The 22,513-nt window shown below is 41.8% G+C and carries 25 protein-coding genes; 8 read left to right on the top strand and 17 right to left on the bottom strand.

The features are described 5' to 3' along the window. The first annotated feature begins 396 nt into the window (after nucleotides 1–396). The 4 genes from ACQY3F_RS20675 (at nucleotide 397) to ACQY3F_RS20660 (ending at nucleotide 3,416) form a co-directional block, all read left to right on the top strand. Complete coding sequence (locus ACQY3F_RS20675) at nucleotides 397–1,668, top strand: TAXI family TRAP transporter solute-binding subunit (RefSeq protein ID WP_428356970.1); 1,272 nt, start codon at nucleotides 397–399, stop codon at nucleotides 1,666–1,668. A 96-nt stretch (nucleotides 1,669–1,764) separates the two neighbouring features. Beyond that, nucleotides 1,765–2,244, top strand: a complete 480-nt coding sequence (locus tag ACQY3F_RS20670; RefSeq protein ID WP_428356969.1) for a peroxiredoxin — start codon at nucleotides 1,765–1,767, stop codon at nucleotides 2,242–2,244. Nucleotides 2,245–2,469: 225 nt separating this feature from the next. Then, entirely contained in the window at nucleotides 2,470–3,171 is a 702-nt protein-coding gene (gene rpiA / locus ACQY3F_RS20665) for a ribose-5-phosphate isomerase RpiA (protein ID WP_428356968.1), read from the top strand. 11 nt (nucleotides 3,172–3,182) lie between these two features. Beyond that, nucleotides 3,183–3,416, top strand: coding sequence for a hypothetical protein (locus ACQY3F_RS20660; RefSeq protein ID WP_428356967.1), 234 nt, complete (start codon nucleotides 3,183–3,185; stop codon nucleotides 3,414–3,416). A 365-nt stretch (nucleotides 3,417–3,781) separates the two neighbouring features. On the opposite strand, the gene ACQY3F_RS20655 is transcribed toward ACQY3F_RS20660, so the two are convergent. The 5 genes from ACQY3F_RS20655 to ACQY3F_RS20635 form a co-directional block, all read right to left on the bottom strand. Continuing rightward, the gene (locus ACQY3F_RS20655; protein ID WP_428356965.1) at nucleotides 3,782–3,949 is read right to left on the bottom strand and encodes a hypothetical protein; all 168 of its coding nucleotides are present in this window, start codon (nucleotides 3,947–3,949) and stop codon (nucleotides 3,782–3,784) included. A gap of 435 nt (nucleotides 3,950–4,384) precedes the next feature. After that, nucleotides 4,385–4,492 carry a VF530 family DNA-binding protein gene (locus ACQY3F_RS20650; protein ID WP_428357761.1) on the bottom strand — a complete coding sequence of 36 codons (108 nt, stop codon included), beginning with the start codon at nucleotides 4,490–4,492 and terminating at the stop codon, nucleotides 4,385–4,387. Between the two features lie 63 nt (nucleotides 4,493–4,555). After that, nucleotides 4,556–5,191 (bottom strand): electron transport complex subunit E, encoded by a 636-nt coding sequence (locus tag ACQY3F_RS20645; RefSeq protein ID WP_428356964.1) that lies wholly within the window; start codon nucleotides 5,189–5,191, stop codon nucleotides 4,556–4,558. Then, the gene (gene rsxG / locus ACQY3F_RS20640; protein ID WP_428356963.1) at nucleotides 5,191–5,775 is read right to left on the bottom strand and encodes an electron transport complex subunit RsxG; all 585 of its coding nucleotides are present in this window, start codon (nucleotides 5,773–5,775) and stop codon (nucleotides 5,191–5,193) included. The genes ACQY3F_RS20645 and rsxG overlap by 1 nt, the downstream gene beginning before the upstream one ends. Then, a complete protein-coding gene (locus tag ACQY3F_RS20635; RefSeq protein ID WP_428356961.1) occupies nucleotides 5,772–6,779 on the bottom strand; it encodes an RnfABCDGE type electron transport complex subunit D in 1,008 nt (335 codons plus the stop codon). The genes rsxG and ACQY3F_RS20635 overlap by 4 nt, the downstream gene beginning before the upstream one ends. Nucleotides 6,780–6,951: 172 nt before the next feature. On the opposite strand from ACQY3F_RS20635, the gene ACQY3F_RS20630 reads away from it, so the two are divergent. Continuing rightward, the gene (locus ACQY3F_RS20630) at nucleotides 6,952–7,329 is read left to right on the top strand and encodes an SHOCT domain-containing protein (RefSeq protein ID WP_428356959.1); all 378 of its coding nucleotides are present in this window, start codon (nucleotides 6,952–6,954) and stop codon (nucleotides 7,327–7,329) included. Between the two features lie 137 nt (nucleotides 7,330–7,466). On the opposite strand, the gene ACQY3F_RS20625 is transcribed toward ACQY3F_RS20630, so the two are convergent. From ACQY3F_RS20625 to metH, 10 genes are all read right to left on the bottom strand, one after another. Continuing rightward, entirely contained in the window at nucleotides 7,467–7,691 is a 225-nt protein-coding gene (locus ACQY3F_RS20625; RefSeq protein ID WP_428356958.1) for a BrnA antitoxin family protein, read from the bottom strand. Beyond that, a complete protein-coding gene (locus ACQY3F_RS20620) occupies nucleotides 7,688–7,981 on the bottom strand; it encodes a BrnT family toxin (protein ID WP_428356957.1) in 294 nt (97 codons plus the stop codon). Before ACQY3F_RS20620 ends, ACQY3F_RS20625 begins: the two co-directional genes overlap by 4 nt. Before the next feature lie 408 nt (nucleotides 7,982–8,389). Then, nucleotides 8,390–8,941 (bottom strand): NAD(P)H-dependent oxidoreductase, encoded by a 552-nt coding sequence (locus ACQY3F_RS20615; protein WP_428356955.1) that lies wholly within the window; start codon nucleotides 8,939–8,941, stop codon nucleotides 8,390–8,392. A 120-nt stretch (nucleotides 8,942–9,061) separates the two neighbouring features. Then, a complete protein-coding gene (locus tag ACQY3F_RS20610) occupies nucleotides 9,062–9,820 on the bottom strand; it encodes a hypothetical protein (RefSeq protein ID WP_428356953.1) in 759 nt (252 codons plus the stop codon). Nucleotides 9,821–9,922: 102 nt separating this feature from the next. Next, nucleotides 9,923–10,174 carry a GlsB/YeaQ/YmgE family stress response membrane protein gene (locus ACQY3F_RS20605; protein ID WP_428356951.1) on the bottom strand — a complete coding sequence of 84 codons (252 nt, stop codon included), beginning with the start codon at nucleotides 10,172–10,174 and terminating at the stop codon, nucleotides 9,923–9,925. A gap of 348 nt (nucleotides 10,175–10,522) precedes the next feature. Then, nucleotides 10,523–12,046: an electron transport complex subunit RsxC gene (gene rsxC / locus ACQY3F_RS20600; RefSeq protein WP_428356950.1), complete on the bottom strand. Its 1,524-nt coding sequence runs from the start codon at nucleotides 12,044–12,046 to the stop codon at nucleotides 10,523–10,525. After that, nucleotides 11,976–12,497, bottom strand: coding sequence for an electron transport complex subunit RsxB (gene rsxB / locus ACQY3F_RS20595; protein WP_428356949.1), 522 nt, complete (start codon nucleotides 12,495–12,497; stop codon nucleotides 11,976–11,978). The genes rsxC and rsxB overlap by 71 nt, the downstream gene beginning before the upstream one ends. Continuing rightward, nucleotides 12,497–13,072, bottom strand: coding sequence for an electron transport complex subunit RsxA (rsxA, locus tag ACQY3F_RS20590; RefSeq protein ID WP_428356947.1), 576 nt, complete (start codon nucleotides 13,070–13,072; stop codon nucleotides 12,497–12,499). The genes rsxB and rsxA overlap by 1 nt, the downstream gene beginning before the upstream one ends. A 117-nt stretch (nucleotides 13,073–13,189) precedes the next feature. Next, nucleotides 13,190–13,762 (bottom strand): plasmid pRiA4b ORF-3 family protein, encoded by a 573-nt coding sequence (locus ACQY3F_RS20585; protein ID WP_428356946.1) that lies wholly within the window; start codon nucleotides 13,760–13,762, stop codon nucleotides 13,190–13,192. A 248-nt stretch (nucleotides 13,763–14,010) separates the two neighbouring features. After that, the gene (gene metH / locus ACQY3F_RS20580; RefSeq protein ID WP_428356945.1) at nucleotides 14,011–17,676 is read right to left on the bottom strand and encodes a methionine synthase; all 3,666 of its coding nucleotides are present in this window, start codon (nucleotides 17,674–17,676) and stop codon (nucleotides 14,011–14,013) included. A gap of 30 nt (nucleotides 17,677–17,706) precedes the next feature. Here metH and ACQY3F_RS20575 point away from each other — a divergent pair, with 30 nt between their 5' ends. Next, on the top strand, nucleotides 17,707–17,961 hold the full coding sequence (locus ACQY3F_RS20575; RefSeq protein WP_428356943.1) for a DUF2970 domain-containing protein: 255 nt from the start codon (nucleotides 17,707–17,709) through the stop codon (nucleotides 17,959–17,961). Nucleotides 17,962–18,056: 95 nt separating this feature from the next. Here ACQY3F_RS20575 and ACQY3F_RS20570 read toward each other — a convergent pair whose 3' ends face one another. Then, entirely contained in the window at nucleotides 18,057–18,494 is a 438-nt protein-coding gene (locus tag ACQY3F_RS20570; protein WP_428356942.1) for a hypothetical protein, read from the bottom strand. Between the two features lie 325 nt (nucleotides 18,495–18,819). On the opposite strand from ACQY3F_RS20570, the gene ACQY3F_RS20565 reads away from it, so the two are divergent. Together ACQY3F_RS20565 and ACQY3F_RS20560 are read left to right on the top strand one after the other, a co-directional pair. Further along, entirely contained in the window at nucleotides 18,820–18,948 is a 129-nt protein-coding gene (locus ACQY3F_RS20565) for a hypothetical protein (RefSeq protein WP_428356940.1), read from the top strand. A 460-nt stretch (nucleotides 18,949–19,408) separates the two neighbouring features. Continuing rightward, nucleotides 19,409–21,310, top strand: coding sequence for a DCC1-like thiol-disulfide oxidoreductase family protein (locus ACQY3F_RS20560; RefSeq protein WP_428356939.1), 1,902 nt, complete (start codon nucleotides 19,409–19,411; stop codon nucleotides 21,308–21,310). A gap of 976 nt (nucleotides 21,311–22,286) precedes the next feature. On the opposite strand, the gene ACQY3F_RS20555 is transcribed toward ACQY3F_RS20560, so the two are convergent. Further along, nucleotides 22,287–22,511, bottom strand: a complete 225-nt coding sequence (locus tag ACQY3F_RS20555) for a DUF7230 family protein (protein WP_428356938.1) — start codon at nucleotides 22,509–22,511, stop codon at nucleotides 22,287–22,289. Between the last annotated feature and the right edge of the window lie 2 nt (nucleotides 22,512–22,513).

Genomic DNA, 22,513 nt, shown 5'->3' with positions numbered 1-22,513 from the left:
TCTTGTTATCCTGTTTTTAATTCCACTAATACTCTTTAGGAACGCGCACGGAATAAGTTGAGCATCTGGCGCAGGATTTTTATTCGTATTCAAAGCCTGCCCCGTGCTTGATACGGGGACGTAGAAACAGGCGCATAGCCAGCTACGTAACAGTTTCTACAACGCAGAAGACGGATAAAAAGACAAGTCAGTTGCTTAAGTTATTTCGTGCGCGTTCCTTAGTAAGCAGGATACGTAAGCGAGGAGTAACAAAGCTTTAGTTTTTATACTTCACTCGGTCACGGATGCGCAAAGTATACATAGTCAGCAATAGCGTCTATTATGTTGAGACAGTGTGAGTAATTCATTCAATCACAGGGTAATGTAATGTCAAAGAGTGCCTCTAAAAGATCCTATATGGATCTTGTAATTACTTTTGGTCCCGCAATACTATTGGTTATTGCGGGATTCTGGTTTGCCTATCAATTCGTTGCGCCACCGCCGCCGAAAAAAATTGTGATTAGCACGGGTTCAAAGACCGGCACTTACTACAAAATCGCACATCAATACCGTGAGGAACTCGCTAAAGAAGGTGTCGAGCTGGAAATTGTCACTTCCTCAGGATCAGGAGAGAATATCAGTCGTTTAGTTAATAAACAGGCAGACCTTGCTTTTGTTCAAGGAGGAGCAGGAAATGATGAGCCAGGGCTTTATTCTCTGGGCAGTCTATATTATGAACCTTTGTGGATTTTTCTGAATAAGCGCAAAAATATCGAACAAATTGCAGACCTTTCTGGATTAAGCATTGCTATAGGCAAGGAAGGTAGTGGTACGCGGTTTCTGGCTAAGCAGATTTTAGAACTCAATCATATCGAAAATGATAGCGCTAAATTGCTGGGCTTGTCTTCGAAAGAGGCAGCCGAAGCGTTGCAGAAATCAGCAATAGATGTTGATATTATGGTTGCTTCTAGTGAGTCGGACACTGTGCAACAATTATTGCGTAATGAGCAATTTAAGTTGCTTGATTTGCGTCGTGCTGATGCCTATACACGTCTAGTTCCTTATCTTTCTAAAATCACTTTGCCGGAAGGGGTGATTGATCTGCAAAAAAACATACCGGAGCAACCGGTGACTTTGCTTTCTCCAACAGCGAATTTAGTGATTACGGAAGATTTTAACCCTGCCTTGATCGTTTTATTGTTACGCGCAGCTGATGCAATTCATAACAAAGCAAGTGTCTTTTCGGCAGCAGGTACATTCCCTTCTAATGAGTTTACGGCATACCCGATTAATGACGTCGCCGAACGGTTTTATAAAGTTGGCCCGCCTTTTTTGATGCGTTACCTACCTTTCTGGCCCGCAGTATTTATCGATAGAATGATTGTTATGTTAGTGCCTTTATTAGCGTTACTTCTACCTTTAGGTAAAATTATGCCACCGTTATATCGCTGGCGAATTCGATCTAAAATATATCGCTGGTATAAAGAATTACAGGATGTGGACGATACCGTACACGGCAAAGAAATTTCCATTGCAGAATTTGTGGTCATTAGTCGAGAGTTGACGCAGATTGAAGACCAGGTCAATAAGGTAAAAACGCCGCTGTCTTATGCCGACCAGGTCTACAATTTGCTATTGCATATTGATCTGGTACGCAAGAAATTAAATGCCAAAAAACCTGCAGCTTAAACTCTATTCTTGGATTTATTTTAAGGTTTTTTTACCAGCCAAATTCAGTAATAATCAAATTGATCGATTAACTTATAAAAATAATAAGGAGTTTACATGTTAGAACAAAACCAGATGGCCCCGGAGTTCAGTTCAGTCAATCAGAATAGTGAAGTCGTAGAGCTCTCTTCGTTTAAAGACAGTAAAAATGTTGTGTTGTATTTCTACCCTAAGGATGACACCCCAGGTTGTACAATCGAGGCCAATGATTTCACCGCACTGGCAAAGGAATTTTCTGCGCTGGACACTGTTGTTATAGGTGTGAGTAAAGATTCCTGTGCAAGCCATACTGATTTTATTGCTAAATTTGATTTAAAACTGGACTTGCTAGCTGATGAGGAAGGTGAGCTATGTGTTGCTTATGATGTGTGGCGGGAAAAAGTAAAGAATGGTGTGACTAAGATGGCGATTCTAAGATCTACTTTTATTATTGATAAGCAGGGTAAGTTAGTTGAAGCCTTGTATGGCGTTAATCATGAAGGTCATGCACAGGCAATGCTGACTAGAATCCAGCAATTGCAGTATCGAGGTGGATAGGTGATCAGCTTAGGAACGCGCACGGAATAAGTTGAGCATCTGGCGCAGAATTTTTATTCGTATTCAAAGCCTGCCCCGTGCTTGATACGGGGACGTAGAAACAGGCGCATAGCCAGCTACGTAACAGTTTCTACAACGCAGAAGACGGACAAAAAGACCAGCCAGTTTTTTATTTCGTGCGCGTTCCGTTAGTATGCTAAGCAATGCGTCAATGTGGAGTTGGATATGAATGATAAAGAATTAGTTGCACAACACGCAGCCAGGTTGGTTGAAAATGGAATGACTGTTGGTCTGGGGACGGGCTCAACAGCAGATCTTTTCATTGCTGAACTGGCGCGTCGCCAGGCAGACGAAGGTCTTGAAATTCGTTGCGTATCCAGCTCTATAGTGAGTATGCTTAAAGCGCAGGAACTCGGTTTGCCTTTGCTAGCAATTGAACATTTAAGCCGGCTGGATTTATATGTGGATGGGGCTGATGAAGTGACCCCGGATAATACGTTATTAAAAGGTCAGGGTGCAGATCTAGTCAGGGAAAAGTTATTGGCTAGAGCGAGTGAGCAATTTATTGTGCTGGTTGATCAAAGTAAAATGGTTGACCATATAGGTGCGAAGTTTCCTATCCCCATCGAAGTGATGCCATTCGCCTGGCAGTTAGTGCAGCAAAGCCTAAAGCAATTAGGCGGGCAAGGCAGCTTACGACAAAATAGCAAGGGAAACGGGCTGGCGGTAACGTCTTATGGTAGTTTAGTATTAGATATGCACTTTGATGTAAAATTGGATATTGCTGAATTAAACAGCTTGTTAAATGCTCTGCCGGGTGTGGTTGAACACGGCATCTTTCATAAATTAGCGAGCACGGTATTGCTGGCGAATAAAGGGGCAGTGCAGGAAATTCAATCCAGCAATTCAAACCCGTCAGATAGATAGAAGGTGAAACAATGTTGCATATATCAAGACAAATGTTAAACGCTGTGCTTATTTGTAGTTTGCTGGGGCTAACGGGCTGTGCGGGTGAAATGATAGAAGAGGGCTACTATGACCCAGACTCTCGTGCTGCTGAAGCCTGGCGAGATGAGCATACCGGTAATGGAGAGAATCTGGGGCCAAATTCGCCTGGTTATACAGGCCCGGATGGTCAATACTCCTTATATCCGGATGATGATCCGCATTAGACGAGAATTATTTATCGATCTGCTTGTTTGTAGACAATGAGGTTGCCGGATACTGAGTAGTGTTCTTGATAGAATATATAAAATAGAATGATCTTCAAAAACATTCACTATTTGTCCTGACTTGCCATATTTGTGTCAACTAACTGAGAATTTGGGATGAAGCAGAAAGTTAAAAAAACAAGAAGGTATTGATGAGGGTATTACTCGACTTTAAAATTTAACGAGGTAAAGCCTGGATTATAAGGCTTTGTTAGTAAAATTATTGCGCAGGTAGTTTCTTTAAACTCTAAAAAAGGCTTCCGGGTTTATATAAACCGGGAAGCCTTTAGTTTTCTGGGTACGCCGCTTGCTAACGGACGTTATCGTCATGCGATCTTTCCGGTTTTGCTCCTTTTACTATTCATATTAACGTTACTAGCAATAGCTGCCGTAGCGAATAATGCTGATGAAATAATAAATTCACCCGAAACAAAACCAAACAGGCCAACAAAAAACACTATTGCGGTTAAAGCATCTTTGTAAAAATCATTCATAAATATATCCTCTATATAAAAAGTTAAGTGGGCTTTTTTAACCCACGGCTTTATTATATATATTTGAAATATATTTACAATAGGGCTAAATATTCATTAATTGTTTCCTATATGGATACAATGTGTCATATACTATTCATATTAATAGTGTAGTGGCTATGTTTTTGTATCATGTGTTTACTGTATATTTCTAGGCTAAAGTATATATGGATTTACTAGTCGTATATCGTCTACTAAACTCAGAACACCTGACCTAATAAAATCAAAAGCATAGCAATTCATCAAGGATAATAAGGTGAGACTAAAATAGGTAGGATGTTGCTGAGGAACGAAGCGCATCTATCGCGAATGATGCGCTTCGTTCCTCAGCAGCATCCTACGAACCGTAATAAATATCCTATTGTTTTCAGAGAGATCAGGTTATCTGAAACTGCTCTATTTGATTTGCAGAAAAAGTGCCTCAAATTTTTGCCTAGCCCAGGGAGTTTTGTTCAAGAATTTCAGGCTAGAAGAGATACTAGGGTCATTGGTAAAGCACTTGATATCAGTGACTGAAGTTGCGCGACTAGATGTCTGGTTGCGCCGATACGATAGGAATGGCGATTTTTATGCTTTAGGATATAGGGCATTCTTTGCGGCTATCAATAAGCCAAGTGCTAAGAAAGCTCCTGGAGGCAGCAGGGCTAATAACATCCCGGAATAGTCTGAAAATACATTAATTTGCCAGTTTATTGCGGGTTCACCAAAGAGTAAATCAGCTTGAGAAAATAAGGTGCCAGCTCCTAATATTTCTCTAAAGGCTCCCAGTAAGAGCAATGCAATACTAAAGCCTAGCCCCATAGCCAGGCCATCTAATAAGCTGGGTAAAATACGGTTTTTTGAGGCAAAGACTTCGGCTCGGCCGATAATGGCACAGTTAGTGACGATCAGTGGGATAAAGATACCCAGAGTTCTATAAAGTTCATAAAACCAGGCATTCATAAGTAATTCTATAATGGTTACGATTCCGGCAATCATCAGTACAAAGAGAGGCAATCTGATTTCGGGTAGGATATAGCCGCGTAAAGACGAGACCAGGCCATTTGATAGCACTAAGGTTAGCGTGGTTGCGATGCCAAGGCCCAAGCTATTCACTACGGTATTGCTCACAGCAAGTAAGGGGCATAGCCCCAGTAAGGCAACAAGTGCCTGATTATTCTTCCATAAACCGTTGCTAAAAATTGCTTGTGTGCTTGCTGTCATTATTGAAAAATAATTTGCTGATTTTGTTGAAAAAATAGCCCACTTTTCTTTACTTCATTCACTATAGCCCGAGGGGTAATGGTTGCTCCGGTGAATTGATCAAACAAACCACCATCCTGTTTGACAGCCCAAAGATGGCTATACATATCATTTATGGATTTATGCTCAAAACTTGTAATCCATGTAGATTTTTTAATTTCGATTTTATCGCCTAAGCCTGGGGTTTCTTTATGTTTCAGTACGCGCACACCGGTTATTTCACTCTTTGTGTCAATGGCTACAAGTAAAGCTATATCACCATTATAACCGTGAGGTGTTGTGCTAGCGAGAATCGCCGCAATAGGCATCGCTGATTTTCTAGCCCGATAAATAGTATAGTTTTGTAATTGTATAACATCATCTGCCAGGTCATTATCATAGCTACCTGGAGGTAAAATGGCCTGTAAGCTATTAAGCAAAGCCTGGTGCTCATTGGCGGCAATTTTATCTTTTGTTGCATGAAAAACCAGCGATACCAGTCCTACGATAATAAATGAAAACAGGCCAACGCGGAGAGCGGCATTGATAGGTGAAGTGGCTTTCATTGGATTCGGTTCACTACTTTAGGGCGGGTATACACATCAATAGCGGGAGCGGCAAGGTTTGCTAATAATACCGCAAAGGCAATCGCATCAGGGTAACCACCCCAGACACGAATAATATAGATTAGTAGGCCGATCAACATGCCATAGATTAATCGGCCTGAGTTACTGGTTGCCGCACTGACAGGATCAGTCGCAATAAAGAATGCCCCGCATAGGCTTGCTCCCGCGAACAGGTGAAACAAGGGCGAAACTGCTGAAGATGCGTCGAAAAGGCTGCTAATACCGGCAGGAATAGTTAAGCCAGACAAAACAGCAACCGGAATATGCCAGCTGATGACTTTGCGATATATCAGCCATAGCCCGCTGACTAGATAAGCCAGTGAAATCAATTCCCAGCTTTTGCCGGCGATAAAGCCAAAGATAGGGGCAATCGATAGTTCTGAAGACAACAATCCTGAAGCTTTAGCCGTCTTTATACTATCCAGCACAGTAGCAGAGCTTAGACCGTCAAATAGGATGGGTCCTGAAAAAATAAGCTGCAGTGAATCATTGTATGACAAGAAGGTATCAGGCGTTTGCCAGGCGGTCATTTGCTGCGGAAATGAAATGAGTAAAAACACATAACCGGCCATTGCGGGATTAAAGGGGTTAAAGCCAAGCCCGCCATAAATTTGTTTGGCGATAATTATGGCAAACAGCGTGCCACTAACGCCAATCCACCAGGGGGCGATTGTAGGAATGGCAAGCGCTAAAAGTGCAGCTGTAATTAAGGCACTTAAGTCTAGTAAGTGGGCTTTGATAGGACGCTTTCTTAGCCACAGGCAGCCTGCTTCAGCGAGCAGTGCCGTGCTACTCGCAAGTAATAATTGCAGTAAAATGCTGAAACCAAATAGCCAGAACATCGTTGCTAACGCCGGAATTAAAGCAATTAATACCTGGCGCATAATTTGGTGTACGCTAGTATTAGCAGGAATAAAAGGCGAGCAGCTAGTTGAAAATTGCATTAAGGACTGGGTTTGATTACGGGCTTTTCTAGAAAAACATATCAATTACGAGTATATTATGGCATGTTTGTTCTGCTGGTGAGGTGCTGAATCATTCTTCTAGGATAATTCTCCATTTCACATATCAGTGCCTTATAAGTACAGTTTTATCAATAATAATTAGGAGTACAGAATGCCTTTATTACATATGTTGTGGTTGATGTTTTTATTTTTCCTGATGCTCGCCTGGATCTGGGTGATTATCGGGGTTATCAGTGATATTTTTCGCAGCAAAGACCTGGGTGGTTGGGGCAAAGGCTTCTGGGCACTGTTTATTATTATCATTCCCTGGTTAGGTGTGTTGTGTTATTTGATTGTCAGAGGTTCTGGAATGCAAGAACGTTCACTACATATGATGGTTGAATCTGAAAAGATCCAGCGTGCTTTTATCAAGGAAGCAGCGGGGACAACTTCTGTTGCTGATGAGCTTGCCAAACTAGCTGAGCTTAGAGATAAAGGTGTCGTGACTGAAGAGGAATTCAACGCGCATAAAGCTAAATTGCTGGCTTGATTTGCAATAAACCAGGGCTTCTTACAGGCTGGTAAAAAATGCCTGAAATGTCAAAGCAATTTGGCATTTCAGCTTTTTTAGTAATGCTGCTGAACTTTACCAGCATTCGCAATTCAGAACCTGGCCCTAATTTTTTCTTAGGTTTGTGATAACCACTGCATTTGTAATTTTCGGTGATGAACAGCACAATCGCGTAAATATAGATTAATAAGCGTTTGGTAAGGAATACCTGTTTCTTGTGTTAATGATTTAAAGTATTCAACAGAATCACAGTCAATACGCATTGTAACGGGCTGCTTAAGATATTTAAGATAAGGGTTTTTCTTGCCTTTCATTTTAGAAAAGTCATAATGCTCTTTCATTCTCTTTCACTCCAATATGCTTTCGTTTCATCTTTATCTGCTTTTCTAGCAGAGATGATTCTAACGACGGTTTCTTCTTCCCTAAAGCAATGACAAACAACAAGCGTTTTTAATTTAAAGCTTGTGCCTAGTAGAAGAAAACGGTCTTCGTTTTCCGAATGCTCAGGATCAAAGAATTGAATAGCATATTCATCATAAAAAGCTGTTTGAGCCTCATCAAACGAAACACCATGCTTTGAAGTCTTTACTCTATCTTTGTCATTACCCCATTCAAATTCAAGTTTCTTCATAAGTACATTGTACTTATAGGATTATCTATGTCAAGAATGATATTTAGTTGAAAACCTAACCATAAATTAACCAGCTTGCATCATATCCGAAACTTGGCAAACCACCGGCTTATTTTCTCCACAACAGACTACTCATAAGAAGAACCTAGCTGATTGAATGCCAAGTTATAAAAGCTTGGTGATTTTCATACTTTTTATCTACTGTTGAATGCAAAATTCAAGACCTAATACTTTTCTTCTCCTTATGCCGAAAGAGTTGATTAATCAACAATGTGGTATTGCAAGACCTGAACATCCCTCTGGAATTTTCAAGTTTTATTTAAGAATTAGCCACTATATTTGACGTAATTCTCTCCCTCTCTAGTCAAACCCGCGCTACGGCTTCTATTCTCGGACAGCCTCCTAGGCTTATTTGAAGTGAATACTAAGATGCTTTTCATAAGCCGATTCAATCCAGGTAGTATCGCCAGCAACTACATTATCAGCATGAAATGTTGGGATTTGGGTGCGTATATTGAGGTAGTTATTGGTCATTATTAATGGCTGAAGAACATCATCAATATGAAGAGCATTTTTCAAAACAAACCCCTTACCAAGATCACTGCTCTTCATATTAGATGTAGTGACAACCATAAAATTATCTGCTGGAACTTGTCCGCCTTCACCATATTCTTCTGTGATAATAAATGTCTTTTCATAGAGCAAAACTTCATCGAGCCACCTCACCATAGGGGCCGGCATGTTAAACCACATAATAGGCATGATATAAATGACAGTTTCCGCCCATAATAGCTTAGCTACTTCTCTTTCCACATCCCATGTGTCTTTTGTTACATCAGAAAATTTTACCTTATGTCCTTTTTCAGTAAGATTTTTTTCAGTTAAATATGCAAGGTAACTATTTAACTGTCCTTTAGCATCGAAAAGTGAGTACCCAGCAGTGACGACTAATGTTTTCATTATCTCTCCAATCTATTTATTTGCACATAAGGCTACGTATCACCGGCGCATTTTGTTTTCCGAGTGCATGTGGGGTTGTTATGCGGCATTATTTCCATTCGATCCTGCCCTGATGCCTGGTTAGCCACCGGATATCACTGCATCCGGAATCTGGTAGTGTTCGTAGTCGTTGACCTCTATCAGCCATAGATCACCGCTCTTACTGGACTTCACTGTGGCACTTCCTTCTGATACCACCTTTTTAGCTTCAAACGTCAATACGCGCTCTAAGCCGCCGGGAGGTGTCACATGAACTTGCGCATTACCTGACTTGCCACGAATCACACCGAAGTCACATTGCACTGTACCTCGGGGCGCATCTCCCATTGAGCACGATACCTGCCCGGTGGCGTGGTAAGGCGTTCCCTTTACTTTAGTGTCGGTGCTTGCTGGCGCGGACTCCAGGGCCTTTGCGGCAGCAGGGGCGCCTGTGATACCAAAGGTCAGTGCGTACTTAGCCGTTTCGTTGCGTCGTGCTGCGTTGCGCATCAGGTAGACGCGAATTGTGTAGTCGCCATCGGAGACAAGCGTCCCTGTCCAATCGTTACCAGACATGGAGCCAACGAATATTGCGCCCCCCTTGGAGCCGGGTGGCAGGACATTGAAGTAACTGCTTGGGTTGCTCGTCTTTAGCATGACACTCATGTTCTGGCCAGCCTTGGCGCGCAGCGTGTAGTTAATAGTTTGGTCACCCTTGAGCAAGCCCTCCAACGTGGCCGATGAAGCGCCTTTTGCAAAGTGAACCGGCTTGGGTTCACTGGCATTGGCTGGTAATGTCCACAAACTGGTTGCGAAAAGCGTACACGCCAGCGCAAAGTAACCTTTAGTAATTCTCATCATATTTTCTCCTTTGTCGAGCCACCAGCAGCCACGATCTGAGCCGGCGTCTGACTGATTTTTTACAATACGACATAACATCGCAAATAATTGGGCGTTAGGTTGCTATACCTTTTTAATAATACCGACAATGAATAGCAACAAGGCCGCACCAGCCGTTGCGGTAACGATTGAACCAATTAATCCCCCTGCCGAAATACCAAGTAACCCAAACACAAAGCCACCTAAGACTGCACCAATTACACCAACAACGATGTTACCGAGCAGACCAAAGCCGCCACCTTTCATCAAAGCTCCAGCCAACCAACCTGCTATAGCGCCAATGGCTAAAAATATTATTAATCCTGTTATGTCCATAATTTCACCTCTGTTATAAATATTATTAAAATCTACTACAACCTGACCAGTTATTGTCTCGCTCTGATTATCTTACGCTTCAGCAGTCGTTATCAATCAAGAAACAGGGTTAAGCCCAGTAACTCTAAATGAGATAACGTGTGTTAAATACAAGATAAACAGATACGAATAAAATTCAGTATTTGGATTTCCAATCCTTCAATTTGATCTTCAACAAAGTTGATCATAACAAAAATTACTTTCCTTTAGAGATATAAGTTTAACGCTAGCAAATTTTTCATACCGGCTCAAAGCTGTATACAGGTGACTATTTAAACTAAAAAAACAGGCTTTCGGAAAGATTTGGCATTAAATAAGTTTCTTTCTTTTGGCCGCTGCTGCTTTCATTTTTTCAATCGCGGCCAGGCGTTTTTCTGCTTTGGCTTGTTTTTCTTGCGCCTCTTTTACTCTGCGTTGTTGCTGATTTTGATAGCGCATTTTGGCTAACTTAGCCTGGGCTGCCTGTTTTTGCTTAATGACTAATTCACCTTTTGCGGCGCGAAAGCTCTGTACTAAAGGAATATGACTGGGGCAAACGACATCGCAACAACCGCATTCGATACAATCAAAGAGTTGGAAGTCCTGACATTGCTCGTACTGTTTGCTGCGGCTATGCCAGTATAGTTGCTGCGGAAGTAATTCGGCAGGACAGACGCTGGCACAATCACCACAGCGTATGCAAGGCATAGCAGATTGGTTATTTGCAAGCTCGCTAGTGGTCATTGCTACTAGGCAGTTTGTGGCTTTAATGACGGAAATATCATCAGAACTCAGCGCAACCCCCATCATTGATCCACCCATGATCAGGCGTTGTACATCCGGGCTGTACCCTCCACATTGCTCAATTAAATGTTTAATAGGCGTGCCTATTTTTGCACGTATATTTTTAGCTTGATTTACACCTTTGCCAGTCACGGTAATAATACGTTCGGTTAGAGGTATTCCCAAGCATATAGCCTGATAAACGGCATAAGCAGTGCCTACATTCTGGCATACAAGGCCAAAATCGCCAGGCAATGAATGGGCAGGTATTTTTATGCCAGTTAGCACTGCAATTAATTGTTTTTCACCACCCGTTGGATAAATAGCGGGAACAGTTGCTATCTGAATATCTGCCTGCCTAGCAGCTTCTTGTATCGTTTGTTGGGCGATAGGCAGTCTATTTTCTAGGGCAATAATGCAGCAACTTGCTTGTAGGATATGTTGCATAATTAACGCGCCCTGCACAATTTCCTGTGCATACGCTTGCATTAAACTGGCATCACAGCTTATATAGGGCTCACACTCTGCGCCGTTAATAATAAGCGTATGAATAGGCTTATTGGACTTTAGCTTTACGGCGGTAGGAAACGCCGCGCCGCCTAGTCCGACGATACCGGCTTGTGCGGCTTTATTGCGTAACGCCTCGGGAGTTTCGAGTTTATAGTCAAGACATGGAAAGACAGGATTAGCTTCGTCCAATCCATCAGTTTCGATAATAATACAATTATCTGCCAGACCTGAGGGATGCGCGATGATGCGCGGCTCAATTTCTTTGACTATGCCCGAACTTGCAGCATGAATCGGAGTAGCCAAAGGGCTTTGAGGGGTGGCAATGATTTGTCCTTTAAGTACCCGACTTCCTGGCTCGACTATAGGTTGGGCATAGTTGTCCGAGCGTTGTAATAAAGGATAAATTAATTCCGACGGTAGCGTAGATTCACTAATTCCAGTGACCTGTTTGTGGCCTTCCATAACGACACCCCCAGGGAATTGCCACTGCTTAATCATCGGCTGATTTCCATTGCCATAACCCCGGGCTGTTTTCCAGCGGCTGCATAATAATGCAATCAACAGGGCAAGGTGCGATACACAGCTCACAGCCTGTACATTCAGCAGTGATGACTGTGTGCATCTGTTTGGAAGCCCCTAAAATAGCATCAACCGGACAGGGGGGAATACACTTAACGCAGCCGATACAGTCTTGTTCAATAATAAAGGCCACTGCTGGCGCGGCAGGCTTACCAAAGTCAGCGTTTAATGGCTTTGCTACGACACCTAATAGATTGGCTAGAGCGGCGACACCTTCTTCACCTCCAGGTGGGCATTGATTGATATCTGCAACACCACTGGCTACCGCCTCAGCATAGGGCCGGCAACCAGGATATTTGCACTGCCCGCATTGCGTTTGCGGCAATAAGGCATCAATTTGTTCGACCAGTGGGTCGCCTTGCACTTTTAAATATCTAGCTGCAAAGCCTAAGCCTAAACCCAGCAGGGCAAATAAAACACTCAGAACTAACATCAGGCTAATCCAATAAAGCCCATAAAAGCCATCGACATCAAGCCTGCAGTAATTAAACCAATTGATGCCCCCTGAAAAGGAATGGGCACATCAGCGACATCAATACGTTCGCGTAGTGCTGCGAATAGTACTAACACGAGGGTAAAGCCTATCGCCGTTCCTATGCCAAAAAGGATAGATTCTATAAAAGAGTGTTGGGCCTGAATATTTAATAGAGCGACACCTAAAACAGCGCAATTGGTCGTGATTAAAGGTAAATACAGGCCCAATACGCGATGTAAAACCGGACTGAGTTTATGTAAAAGAATTTCTGTGAATTGCACTACCACGGCGATAACAACAATAAAGCTAATGGTGCGTAGATATTGCAGGTCAAGGGGTAATAATAGGTATGTATACAATAAATAACTACTGACCGAGGCAAGCGTTAAGACAAATGTGGTTGCTAGGCCCATACCTATGGCAGACTCTAGCCTTCTGGATACGCCCAGGAAGGGACAAAGCCCCAGGAATTTTACCAGGACAAAATTATTTACCAGAATGGTGCTGAGCAGCAGTAGGAGGTAGTGTTTCATACTGCTGGTGTAGGGCGTGGCTTTAGCCCGCTTTCGTCATATTTTGTTGCTTTTTGCGGGCTAAAGCCGCGCCCTACTAGTGCTGTTAGCAGGGGGGCTAATAAAAGGTTCATAATGTTAACGACAATATTCCAGTAATAATTGGTTGATTTCTCTTCTGCGTAGATAAGCAGGATCAAATTCATCCCCTAGCCATTCAATCATATCTTCATATTCCACATGTTCCGGGTTTTCCATAATTGCTAATAAATCTGTATAACCCCAGATCCCACCACAATCTTCGGGTGGGCAGGCGCGTTTACCAGTGGCGCAATATGGAAGTTTCTTGTCTGGATCAAAAGCTAGTATTTTTTCCAGAATAATTTTATGTGTCCAGCCATCGCCAAAGTCATATTCATAGATTAAGTCGTCTTTTTCGACTTTAAGTAGCTGTGATAGTCGTGTTGCCGTTTCATCCTGTATTTCTAGGTTATCGAATTCAAAGTCATCATCTTTTATGCCATAAAGTTTCCGATCTCTGGAAATAAACTGATGTAAATGCGAATTTGTCCAGCCCATTGTTATTTGCAGGGCTAGGTGAAATACATCTAATTTTATATCACTAGCGACCAATAATCGTCTCCATATAGGTGGCTTGGAACCTTCTAAGGAGATTTTTAACTGATAGGTGGAGCGTAGAGTTATAGCCATAAGTTAACGAGTTGGTAATTCTAGAAACCGTAGTTGAGCAGGGATTTTGTGGAAAATCTGAGTGCGCAAGACAAGGCACCGCTAGCAGGCAATGGCCGTAGCCCTTGGCAATAGATTTCGCGCTCAGATTTATTCACAAAACCGTGAAGCGGAGTCTGTTCACCCTGCAGGTGATAAGTTGTTACGGTCATTATGTTTTATATGCAAATGCTTAGAGTGTTTTTTAGCGTTCAACTGCTGTTTTTAGGTTAATGCAAATGCGAAGCTAACCAGCGTTCTGTCTCTTCTATTGAAAGACCTTTGCGTTGCGCGTAATCTTCCAATTGTTCGGCGGTAATTTTTCCGACGTTAAAATACTGCGCATTAGGATGAGAAAAATACCAGCCACTCACTGCAGCCGTGGGGTACATGGCAAAGCTATCGGTTAATTCAATCGTGGTATTAGCCTGAACGTTTAATAGCTCAAATAATTTTGCTTTTTCAGTGTGGTCCGGGCAGGCAGGGTAACCTGGCGCGGGGCGAATACCTTGGTACATTTCTTTAACGAGTTCTTCATTACTCATTTCTTCATCATCAATATAGCCCCAGTGATTTTTACGCACATCAAGGTGCATATATTCTGCAAAAGCTTCTGCCAGACGATCAGCAAGTGCTTTGAGCATAATAGCGTTGTAATCATCATGCTGACTTTCAAACTCGGCAAGTTTCTTTTCTATACCTATGCCTGCTGTTACGGCAAAGCCACCGATATAATCCGCTAGTCCGCTGCTTTTGGGAGCAACAAAATCAGAAAGGCAATAATTTGGCCGCCCAGGTGCCTTAATATTTTGCTGGCGTAGATGGTGCAGCACGTCAAGCTGTTCGCTGCGTGACTCATCTGTATACACAATAATATCATCGCCTTCGCTATTGGCAGGGAAGAAGCCTATAACGGCTTTAGCCTCAAGCCATTTTTCGCTGATAATTTGCTTTAGCATTACTTGCGCATCTTCGAATAAATCATGCGCGTGTTTGCCGACAACTTCATCTTTAAGAATATCAGGGTAGCGCCCTGCCAGTTCCCAGGTCTGGAAAAAAGGAGTCCAGTCTATATACCAGACCAGCGTTTCTAGCGGGAAGTGATCGATCACTTCGATACCTAATTTCTTAGGCGGCACAGGGCTGTGGTTTCCCCAGATAAACCTATTTGCTCGTGCAGCTTCTAGATTATGTTGCTTGGTTTTAGCTTTACGGCCTTTATGGCGCTCACGGACAGTACTATATTCATCACGAATACCTTGCATATAATCAGGTCCGGCTTCAGGGCTGAGTAATTTTCCGGCAACGCCTACCGCTCGTGAAGCATCCGGAACATAGACCGTAGCACCGCTATAATTTTCTTCGATTTTTACGGCCGTATGCGCACGTGAAGTGGTTGCGCCGCCAATCAGCAGGGGAACGCTGAAGTTCTGACGTTGCATTTCTTTTGCGACATGTACCATTTCTTCCAGAGAGGGGGTAATTAATCCACTTAGGCCAATAATGTCGACCTTTTTTTCTTTAGCAACTTGCAATATTTTAGCAGTAGGTACCATGACACCTAAGTCGATGATTTCGTAATTATTGCATTGTAAAACCACGCCGACGATATTCTTACCAATATCGTGCACGTCGCCTTTAACCGTGGCCATAAGGATCGTGCCATTAGTTTTTATTTTGCCCGACTTTTCTGCTTCCATAAAAGGCAGTAAATGAGCGACCGATTGCTTCATTACCCGGGCTGATTTGACAACCTGGGGTAAAAACATTTTACCGGCACCAAATAGGTCACCCACCACATTCATACCGTCCATTAAGGGCCCTTCAATCACATGCAAAGTCTTTTCAGCTTGCAGGCGCGCTTCTTCGGTATCATCTATAATAAAGTCGGTAATGCCTTTGACTAAAGCATATTCCAGACGCTTATTAACAGGCAGGTTACGCCATTCTAAATCTTCTTTTTTGTTTACTACGGCATCGCCACGATACTTTTCGGCAACTTCCAGAAGTCTGTCGGTTCCGTCTGCATCGCGATTAAGCACGACATCTTCTACAGTATTGCGTAATTCATCTGGAACATCCGCATAAATCGCAAGCTGTCCCGCATTGACAATCCCCATGTCCATGCCCGCTTGTACCGCATGATACAGGAATACAGCATGAATGGCTTCACGTACCAGACTATTGCCGCGAAAGGAAAAAGATACATTCGAAACCCCACCAGAAATCAGCGCATGTGGACAGGTGCGCTTAATTTCGCGAGTGGCCTGAATAAAGTCAACGCCGTAATTGTTATGTTCTTCAATCCCGGTGGCGATAGCAAAGATATTAGGGTCAAAAATAATGTCTTGAGGGGGGAAACCTACTTGCTCGACTAATATTTTATAAGCACGCTGGCAAATTTCTACTTTTCTGGCAAAAGTATCCGCCTGCCCTTGTTCATCAAAGGCCATGACAATGACTGCCGCACCATAGCGGCGCACTAGCCGTGCATGATGAATAAAGGCTTCTTCACCTTCCTTCATGGAAATCGAGTTGACGATTCCTTTACCTTGAATACATTTTAAACCGGCTTCGATTATTTCCCATTTAGACGAATCTATCATAATGGGAACTTTGGATATATCTGGCTCAGAAGCGATCAGGTTTAGAAAATGCACCATCGCTTCTTTGGACTCCAGCATACCTTCATCCATATTGATATCGATGATTTGTGCGCCATTGATGACTTGTTCGCGTGCTACATCTAGTGCGGTGTCATAATCTTCGTCAACAATCAGCCGCTTAAACCGGGCTGAACCTGTGACATTAGTACGCTCGCCAACATTAACAAATAACGAATCAGTGCCGATATAAAAAGGTTCCAGTCCAGCCAGCTGGCAGCGTATTTCTAGTTCAGGTATTTGTCGTGGTGGGTAGGGGCTGACCGCATCAATAATTGCTTTGATATATTCGGGCGAAGTGCCGCAACAGCCGCCTATGATATTTAAATAACCACTTTTCGCCCAGTCAGCAATTTCTGTGGCCATTTCTGCAGGTGTTTCGTCGTATTCACCGAATTCATTGGGTAGGCCTGCATTCGGATGTGCTGAAACGTAAGTGTCAACATGGCTCGCTAGCTCATCAACATATTGACGCATTTCTTGCGCGCCCAAGGCACAGTTAAAGCCTATGGAAATAGGTTGTATATGGCTTAGTGAATTCCAGAAAGCGAGCGCTGTTTGTCCGGATAATGTCCGCCCAGAAGCGTCAGTAATGGTGCCCGAAATCATCACCGGCAACTCTATGTTGTGCTGCTCAAAGTATTGATCTATGGCATAAATGGCTGCTTTAGCATTGAGGGTGTCAAACACTGTTTCGATCAACAGAATATCGGTACCGCCATCTACCAGGCCTTTGACTGCTTCGCTATAAGCTTCTACCAGAGCATCAAAACTGATATTACGAAACGCAGGGGCATTAACATCGGGTGACATCGATGCTGTTCTATTGGTTGGCCCAAGCGTTCCAGCGACAAAGCGAGGTTTTTCGGGTGTCTGTAATGTGGCTTCTTCAGCCGCCTGTTTAGCTAATTTTGCAGATTCAAAATTAATCTCATAAGCCAGCGATTCCATATTGTAATCTGCCATGGCAATCGTGGTAGCATTGAAAGTATTAGTTTCAATAATATCGCAGCCTACATCCAGGTAGGCTTTATGAATGGCTTTAATAATATCCGGCTGAGTCAATGATAATAAATCATTATTGCCCTTTAAGTCAGAATCCCAGTCACTAAAACGCGTGCCTCTATAATCCTGTTCTTCAAGGTGGTAGCCTTGAATCATCGTACCCATTGCACCATCTAAAAATAAAATGCGTTGTGAAAGTTGCTGGATTAAAAGTTCTTTTTTGTTCATGAGGGTCACTTGAGGTTGTCGCTATCGGGTTTGCTTAGTCAGGCCAAAGATGGTTTACTTGATGAGCTTATTGTATTTACTCTAAGATACGGAGGGTTTATGTCCAAGCCAGCACTTAAACAGGTCATTCAAAGCGTGTTAGCAGCAGCTATTGGAGTGCAAAGTAACGCAAATCGCGAAAGAGACTTTGAGCAGGGCTCATTATCTAGCTATCTGATTGTTGGGGCAATTGCGACGGTATTATTCATTTTAACACTGGTCGCTATTGTATCGTTCATAATTTAGCGCTAGTGCTTTAAAAAATCATTATTTTTCTATGTTACAAAGCAAAAAGCCCAGTTAAAAACCGGGCTTTTATTGCGTACCTTGTGGGCGGAAAACTATTCAGATGTTTTGAAGCTATTTTTAATAGCTATAAACACATCAGTAATGCCACTAGTCAGGTTTGAAATTTTAAGGTCCTGTTTCAATATATATTTAGTTCTAACAAAGGCAACACTCAACCAACCCATAAATAGAGGCATAATTTCAAACAGGATACCGAGTACGGTACCAAAAAACCCCTCTTGAATACCGCCACTACCACCACTACTTGTTATTCTATCGCCAATATCGGTTAGATCACGGTCATAGTCACCGCCTACATCATTGCCGAAACCATCAATGATAAATATGTTTATATTGTAAAACAGTACCTGCACTACAATAAACAAAACTGCTGCCCCTGCTGTCCAAAGTAATACGTTTCCAGTTTTTGCCTGGACTGCCGTTCTGAAGGTCCAGATTGCAATCAAAATTGTTAATACACCGCCAAACATTGTTATCCCCTTAATTATTGTTGTTTTTAAAAATTTTATGCCTAGAATTTATTTATACTATGTAATATGCCTACATAGTAATTAAGCAGTAGGCATTATAAACATCTCGGCTTTAATATGGCAATGTATCAGTAAAAAAAGTGAGTATTAAAGCAACTAAAGTGCCATTTAAACTTAAATAGTAGAAAATAAATCAGCTCATGGTTAGTAAGAAGAAGCAAGAAACTCTTGACTTCAATAGGCGATCAAGTATTATATTAAGTTCATTTACTGTCAATATTTTTGACGTAATAACTATAATAAATTACAAGAAGGTAGGACACTCATGGGTGCAATATTAGACGTAGCTGAAATGTTAAAAGAGCCAGCAGGCATGGCCGTTGCTGCAGTAGTTATCGCAGCAGGATATTTCTTCGTGAAATGGGTTACTTCAGAGCCTAGCGACGAAGAATAAGCTTTTAGCTTTATTGGTATTACTTAAAAAACCTGTGATTACCATAAATCACGGGTTTTTTTATGTCTAATTGTTCTTAAAAATCGATATACGACACAGACACAGTATGTTTGCATGCAACATGTAACATAGGCTTATTGAATCACAATCTGTTTTAAATCCATCCCTTGTACTTAGGAACGCGCACGAAATAACTTAAGCAACTGGCTTGTTTTTTTATCCGTCTTCTGCGTTGTAGAAACTGTTACGTAGCTGGCTATGCGCCTGTTTCTACGTCTTGAATACGAATAAAAATCCTGCGCAAGATGCTCAATTTATTCCGTGCGCGTTCCTTAGAGCTTTTTTTGTATTGATATAGTCAGCCTGCAAAATCTAATCTTACTGTTTTAGGAATTTGTACATTCCTGAAAGCCATATTCCATTATAATTTGTAGTATTTTATAATACCCACGAGTATAAAATGCTAAAAATTCTTGCTCAAGTTATTACGCGCTACCATCAACGCACAGCGCCTGCCTTTATTATCGGCCTGTTGCGTATACTTTATGGCTTAGTTGCCTTACAGGAAATTATATTCCTGCTTTATTTTAATCATCTTATTTTCGATCCTGTTCCCTATATAGATGTGGAGTTTCCAATGATTCCGCTTTTCCTGGGCTTGTGGGGAATCGTAGCAGGGTGCATTATCGTTGGCTATCGTAGCCAGAACGCGATTATTGCAAACTATATTTTCTGGATAGTTTTTGTCAATTTCACCCCCATGCAACGAGATTTTGATGGAGGGTTTGATCTATTTATGATCAGTGTAGGGTTTTTTCTAATCTTTATGCCTATAGGGCGATCCCTGTCACTGGATAATTTACGCTATAAGTTGCAATTCAAATACCAGAGCCTACCTTCTTTACCAAAAACTTGTAGTGCCTTGAGCCTGCTATTTCCAGTGTTGGTTTGCCTGGGTTTTTTGTACTTTGATTCTGCCTTGCATAAACTGTTTGCGCCACATTGGATGAATGGACTGGGTGGTTGGCTGCCCTCTTCAATGCCTTATTATATGTCGGCATTAGATTTGTCCTGGATGCTAAATCAGGAAGTTTTACAAAAATGTATTGGATATTTGATCCTGGTATTTCAATTTAGCTTTATCTTTTTATTTTATCGGCGCTGCTTCCGTCCCATTTTTTTATTTGTAGGGGCAGGTTTGCATATAGGGATTACGATTAGTTTAAATATTTATCCCTTTGGTTTGGGAATGTTAGCAGTGTATATCTTAATGGTACCCTTTTCCTGGTGGAGAGGCTTAGCTGACAAGTTTGTATACCAGACACCGCAGTTGGCAGTTTTTTATGATGGTGACTGTCCTTTATGTAATCGTACGGCAACGATTATTAATCATTTTGATTTACTGCAAGGGGTTGCCTTTAAAGATCTGCAAACGCAGGCTGACGCAGCGCCACAGTTACACAAATATGATCAGCAGGTGTTATTGGCTGATCTATATGCAGTTGACCTGCAAGGCCGGGTTTTTTCGGGAGTTGATACATATATTCAGGTGTTCACTAAAATGCGTTATCTGGCAGTCATAGCATGGCTAATGCGTGCCCCCGGAATCTATCACATAGCAAAAGCAATATATCGGCGTATTGCTGATAATCGTGTGCGTAATGTCTGTGATGAAACTTGTATGCCGGAAGTTATAGAAAAGGCTTATCCTGTCGATTTGTATACGCGTATTTTTGAAAATTATGCGCAGCAAAAGCCCAGGCAATTTAGCTTTAAAATGGCTAAGATTTTTATGATATTGGTAATATTGCAGCTGAATAGTACCGTTCATTATGGATTTTTGTATCGCTTTTATGACTTATCCAATGTTACCAACCCGATTGCTAATCAGGCGCGTTTACTGAGTAATTCCTTGTTAATGTTATCTACGAGCTTTTTAGGGATTACCCCGCATGCGCTATATTTGCATGATCATTTTGAGGGGTATGAAGACTTGTTGGCAATTAGCTATATTGATTCAGAAGGGAATGAGCAGTGGTTACCCTTTGTCAATGAACAGGGGCGAATGTTAGCGCCTAACTGGGGAAGAGTGCACTCTATGTGGGCTAATATAGCGGTAACACCTAATATTGATGTGCATAGGCTGAGCAAATTTATTATGAAGGTTACAGCGTTCTGGGGGCATAAAGTGGGGTTAGACTTGAATCACACGCAGTTTATTATCAAGCATAAAAAAATAAACTCTCCTGAGCAGTGGAGTGTAAATTTGCGTAAGCAGAACCTATCGGGTGCCTGGACAGATATCGGTACAGCGACTTGGGAAAATAAGCGCTATAACTTAGAGTTGCAGTCTATTAAGTAGATATAAGTTGTTTTATTTCAGGTTCTTATGGGCTTTAAGGCCGAGATTAATATGGATGGTGTGAAATCTAAAAGGCGATTTTTTCAGCTTAAGAATTTAGTTTTAAAAAAAATGGTGTTGCATCAAAACTATTCCCATGATATAAATTGTCCCGTGCTTTTTAATAGTACGAAACAACAATAATAATTTTTATCCTGAGGAGGATGACATGAAAAAAGTATTATCACTATTAGCTATCTCATTAATGTTAATCGGCGGAACTGGTTGCATGGATGATCCAGATGGTAGCCAGCAAAAAGTTTCTAGTTCTATCTCTTTATAAGAAATTTTTAGAAGAAAGCCCAGATTCCCTTCTGGGCTTTTTTTTAATATATAGCCTTTAGGGCAACAGCTAATTGAATTCTCGATTAGTTTTCTCAGTAGTAACAGCCATTAAACTTCCTTTTCAACTGCAAGAAAAGTCTTTTTAAAATTTGACAATATACTAAATCTGATCACAAGCTATGGCATTTTTGTGCCTGGATTATTCATCTCTGAAAGAATTCAATCATAAAATTCAGATAACCTGATCTGTCTGAAAACAATATGATACTTATTACGGTTCGTAGGATGCTGCTGAGGAACGAAGCGCATCATTCGCGATAGATGCGCTTCGTTCCTCAGCAGCATCCTACCTATTTTAGTCCCACCATATTATCTTTGATGAATTGCTATGCTTTTGATTTTATTAGGTTGGGGTCGGGTGTTCTGAAATTACGCGGTAGTTTAGATCAGCCTATAGAAACATGAGTGGCGAAAAGAAGCTCCTTAGGAACGCACACGAAGTATAGCCAACTTGGAAGCGGGATCTTTAGTCCCGCATGGAAAAGGTGGGACTAACGATCCCGCTTGCATTATTTGTTTCCAGGTGCCTAAGGTGGACTTTGATAGGTAAGGCAGAGTGTAAACGCTTTTGCGTTTGCTGTTTCAGTGTGCTCTAGCAGGCAGCTAACTGTTGATGTAGAGGATGATCCTTGGATCCATTCTTTATAAAATGCATGCATCGTATAAAGAATGGATCCAAGGATTTGTGTTTAGCTTTGCGCTGGTATTTGCTTTTATCTTTGAAAATAATTGCCTTGTTAAAATAATGCGCATGTTTTGCGACTAGGTTATGGGCCGCAGATACGTTGTTTTTCTGCTGCTTTTTTCGTTTTTTCATAG

Source organism: Methyloprofundus sp. (assembly GCF_965251085.1).
In the GTDB taxonomy this organism is placed as follows: domain Bacteria; phylum Pseudomonadota; class Gammaproteobacteria; order Methylococcales; family Methylomonadaceae; genus Methyloprofundus.
This window is presented reverse-complemented; position numbering and strand designations above follow the sequence as displayed.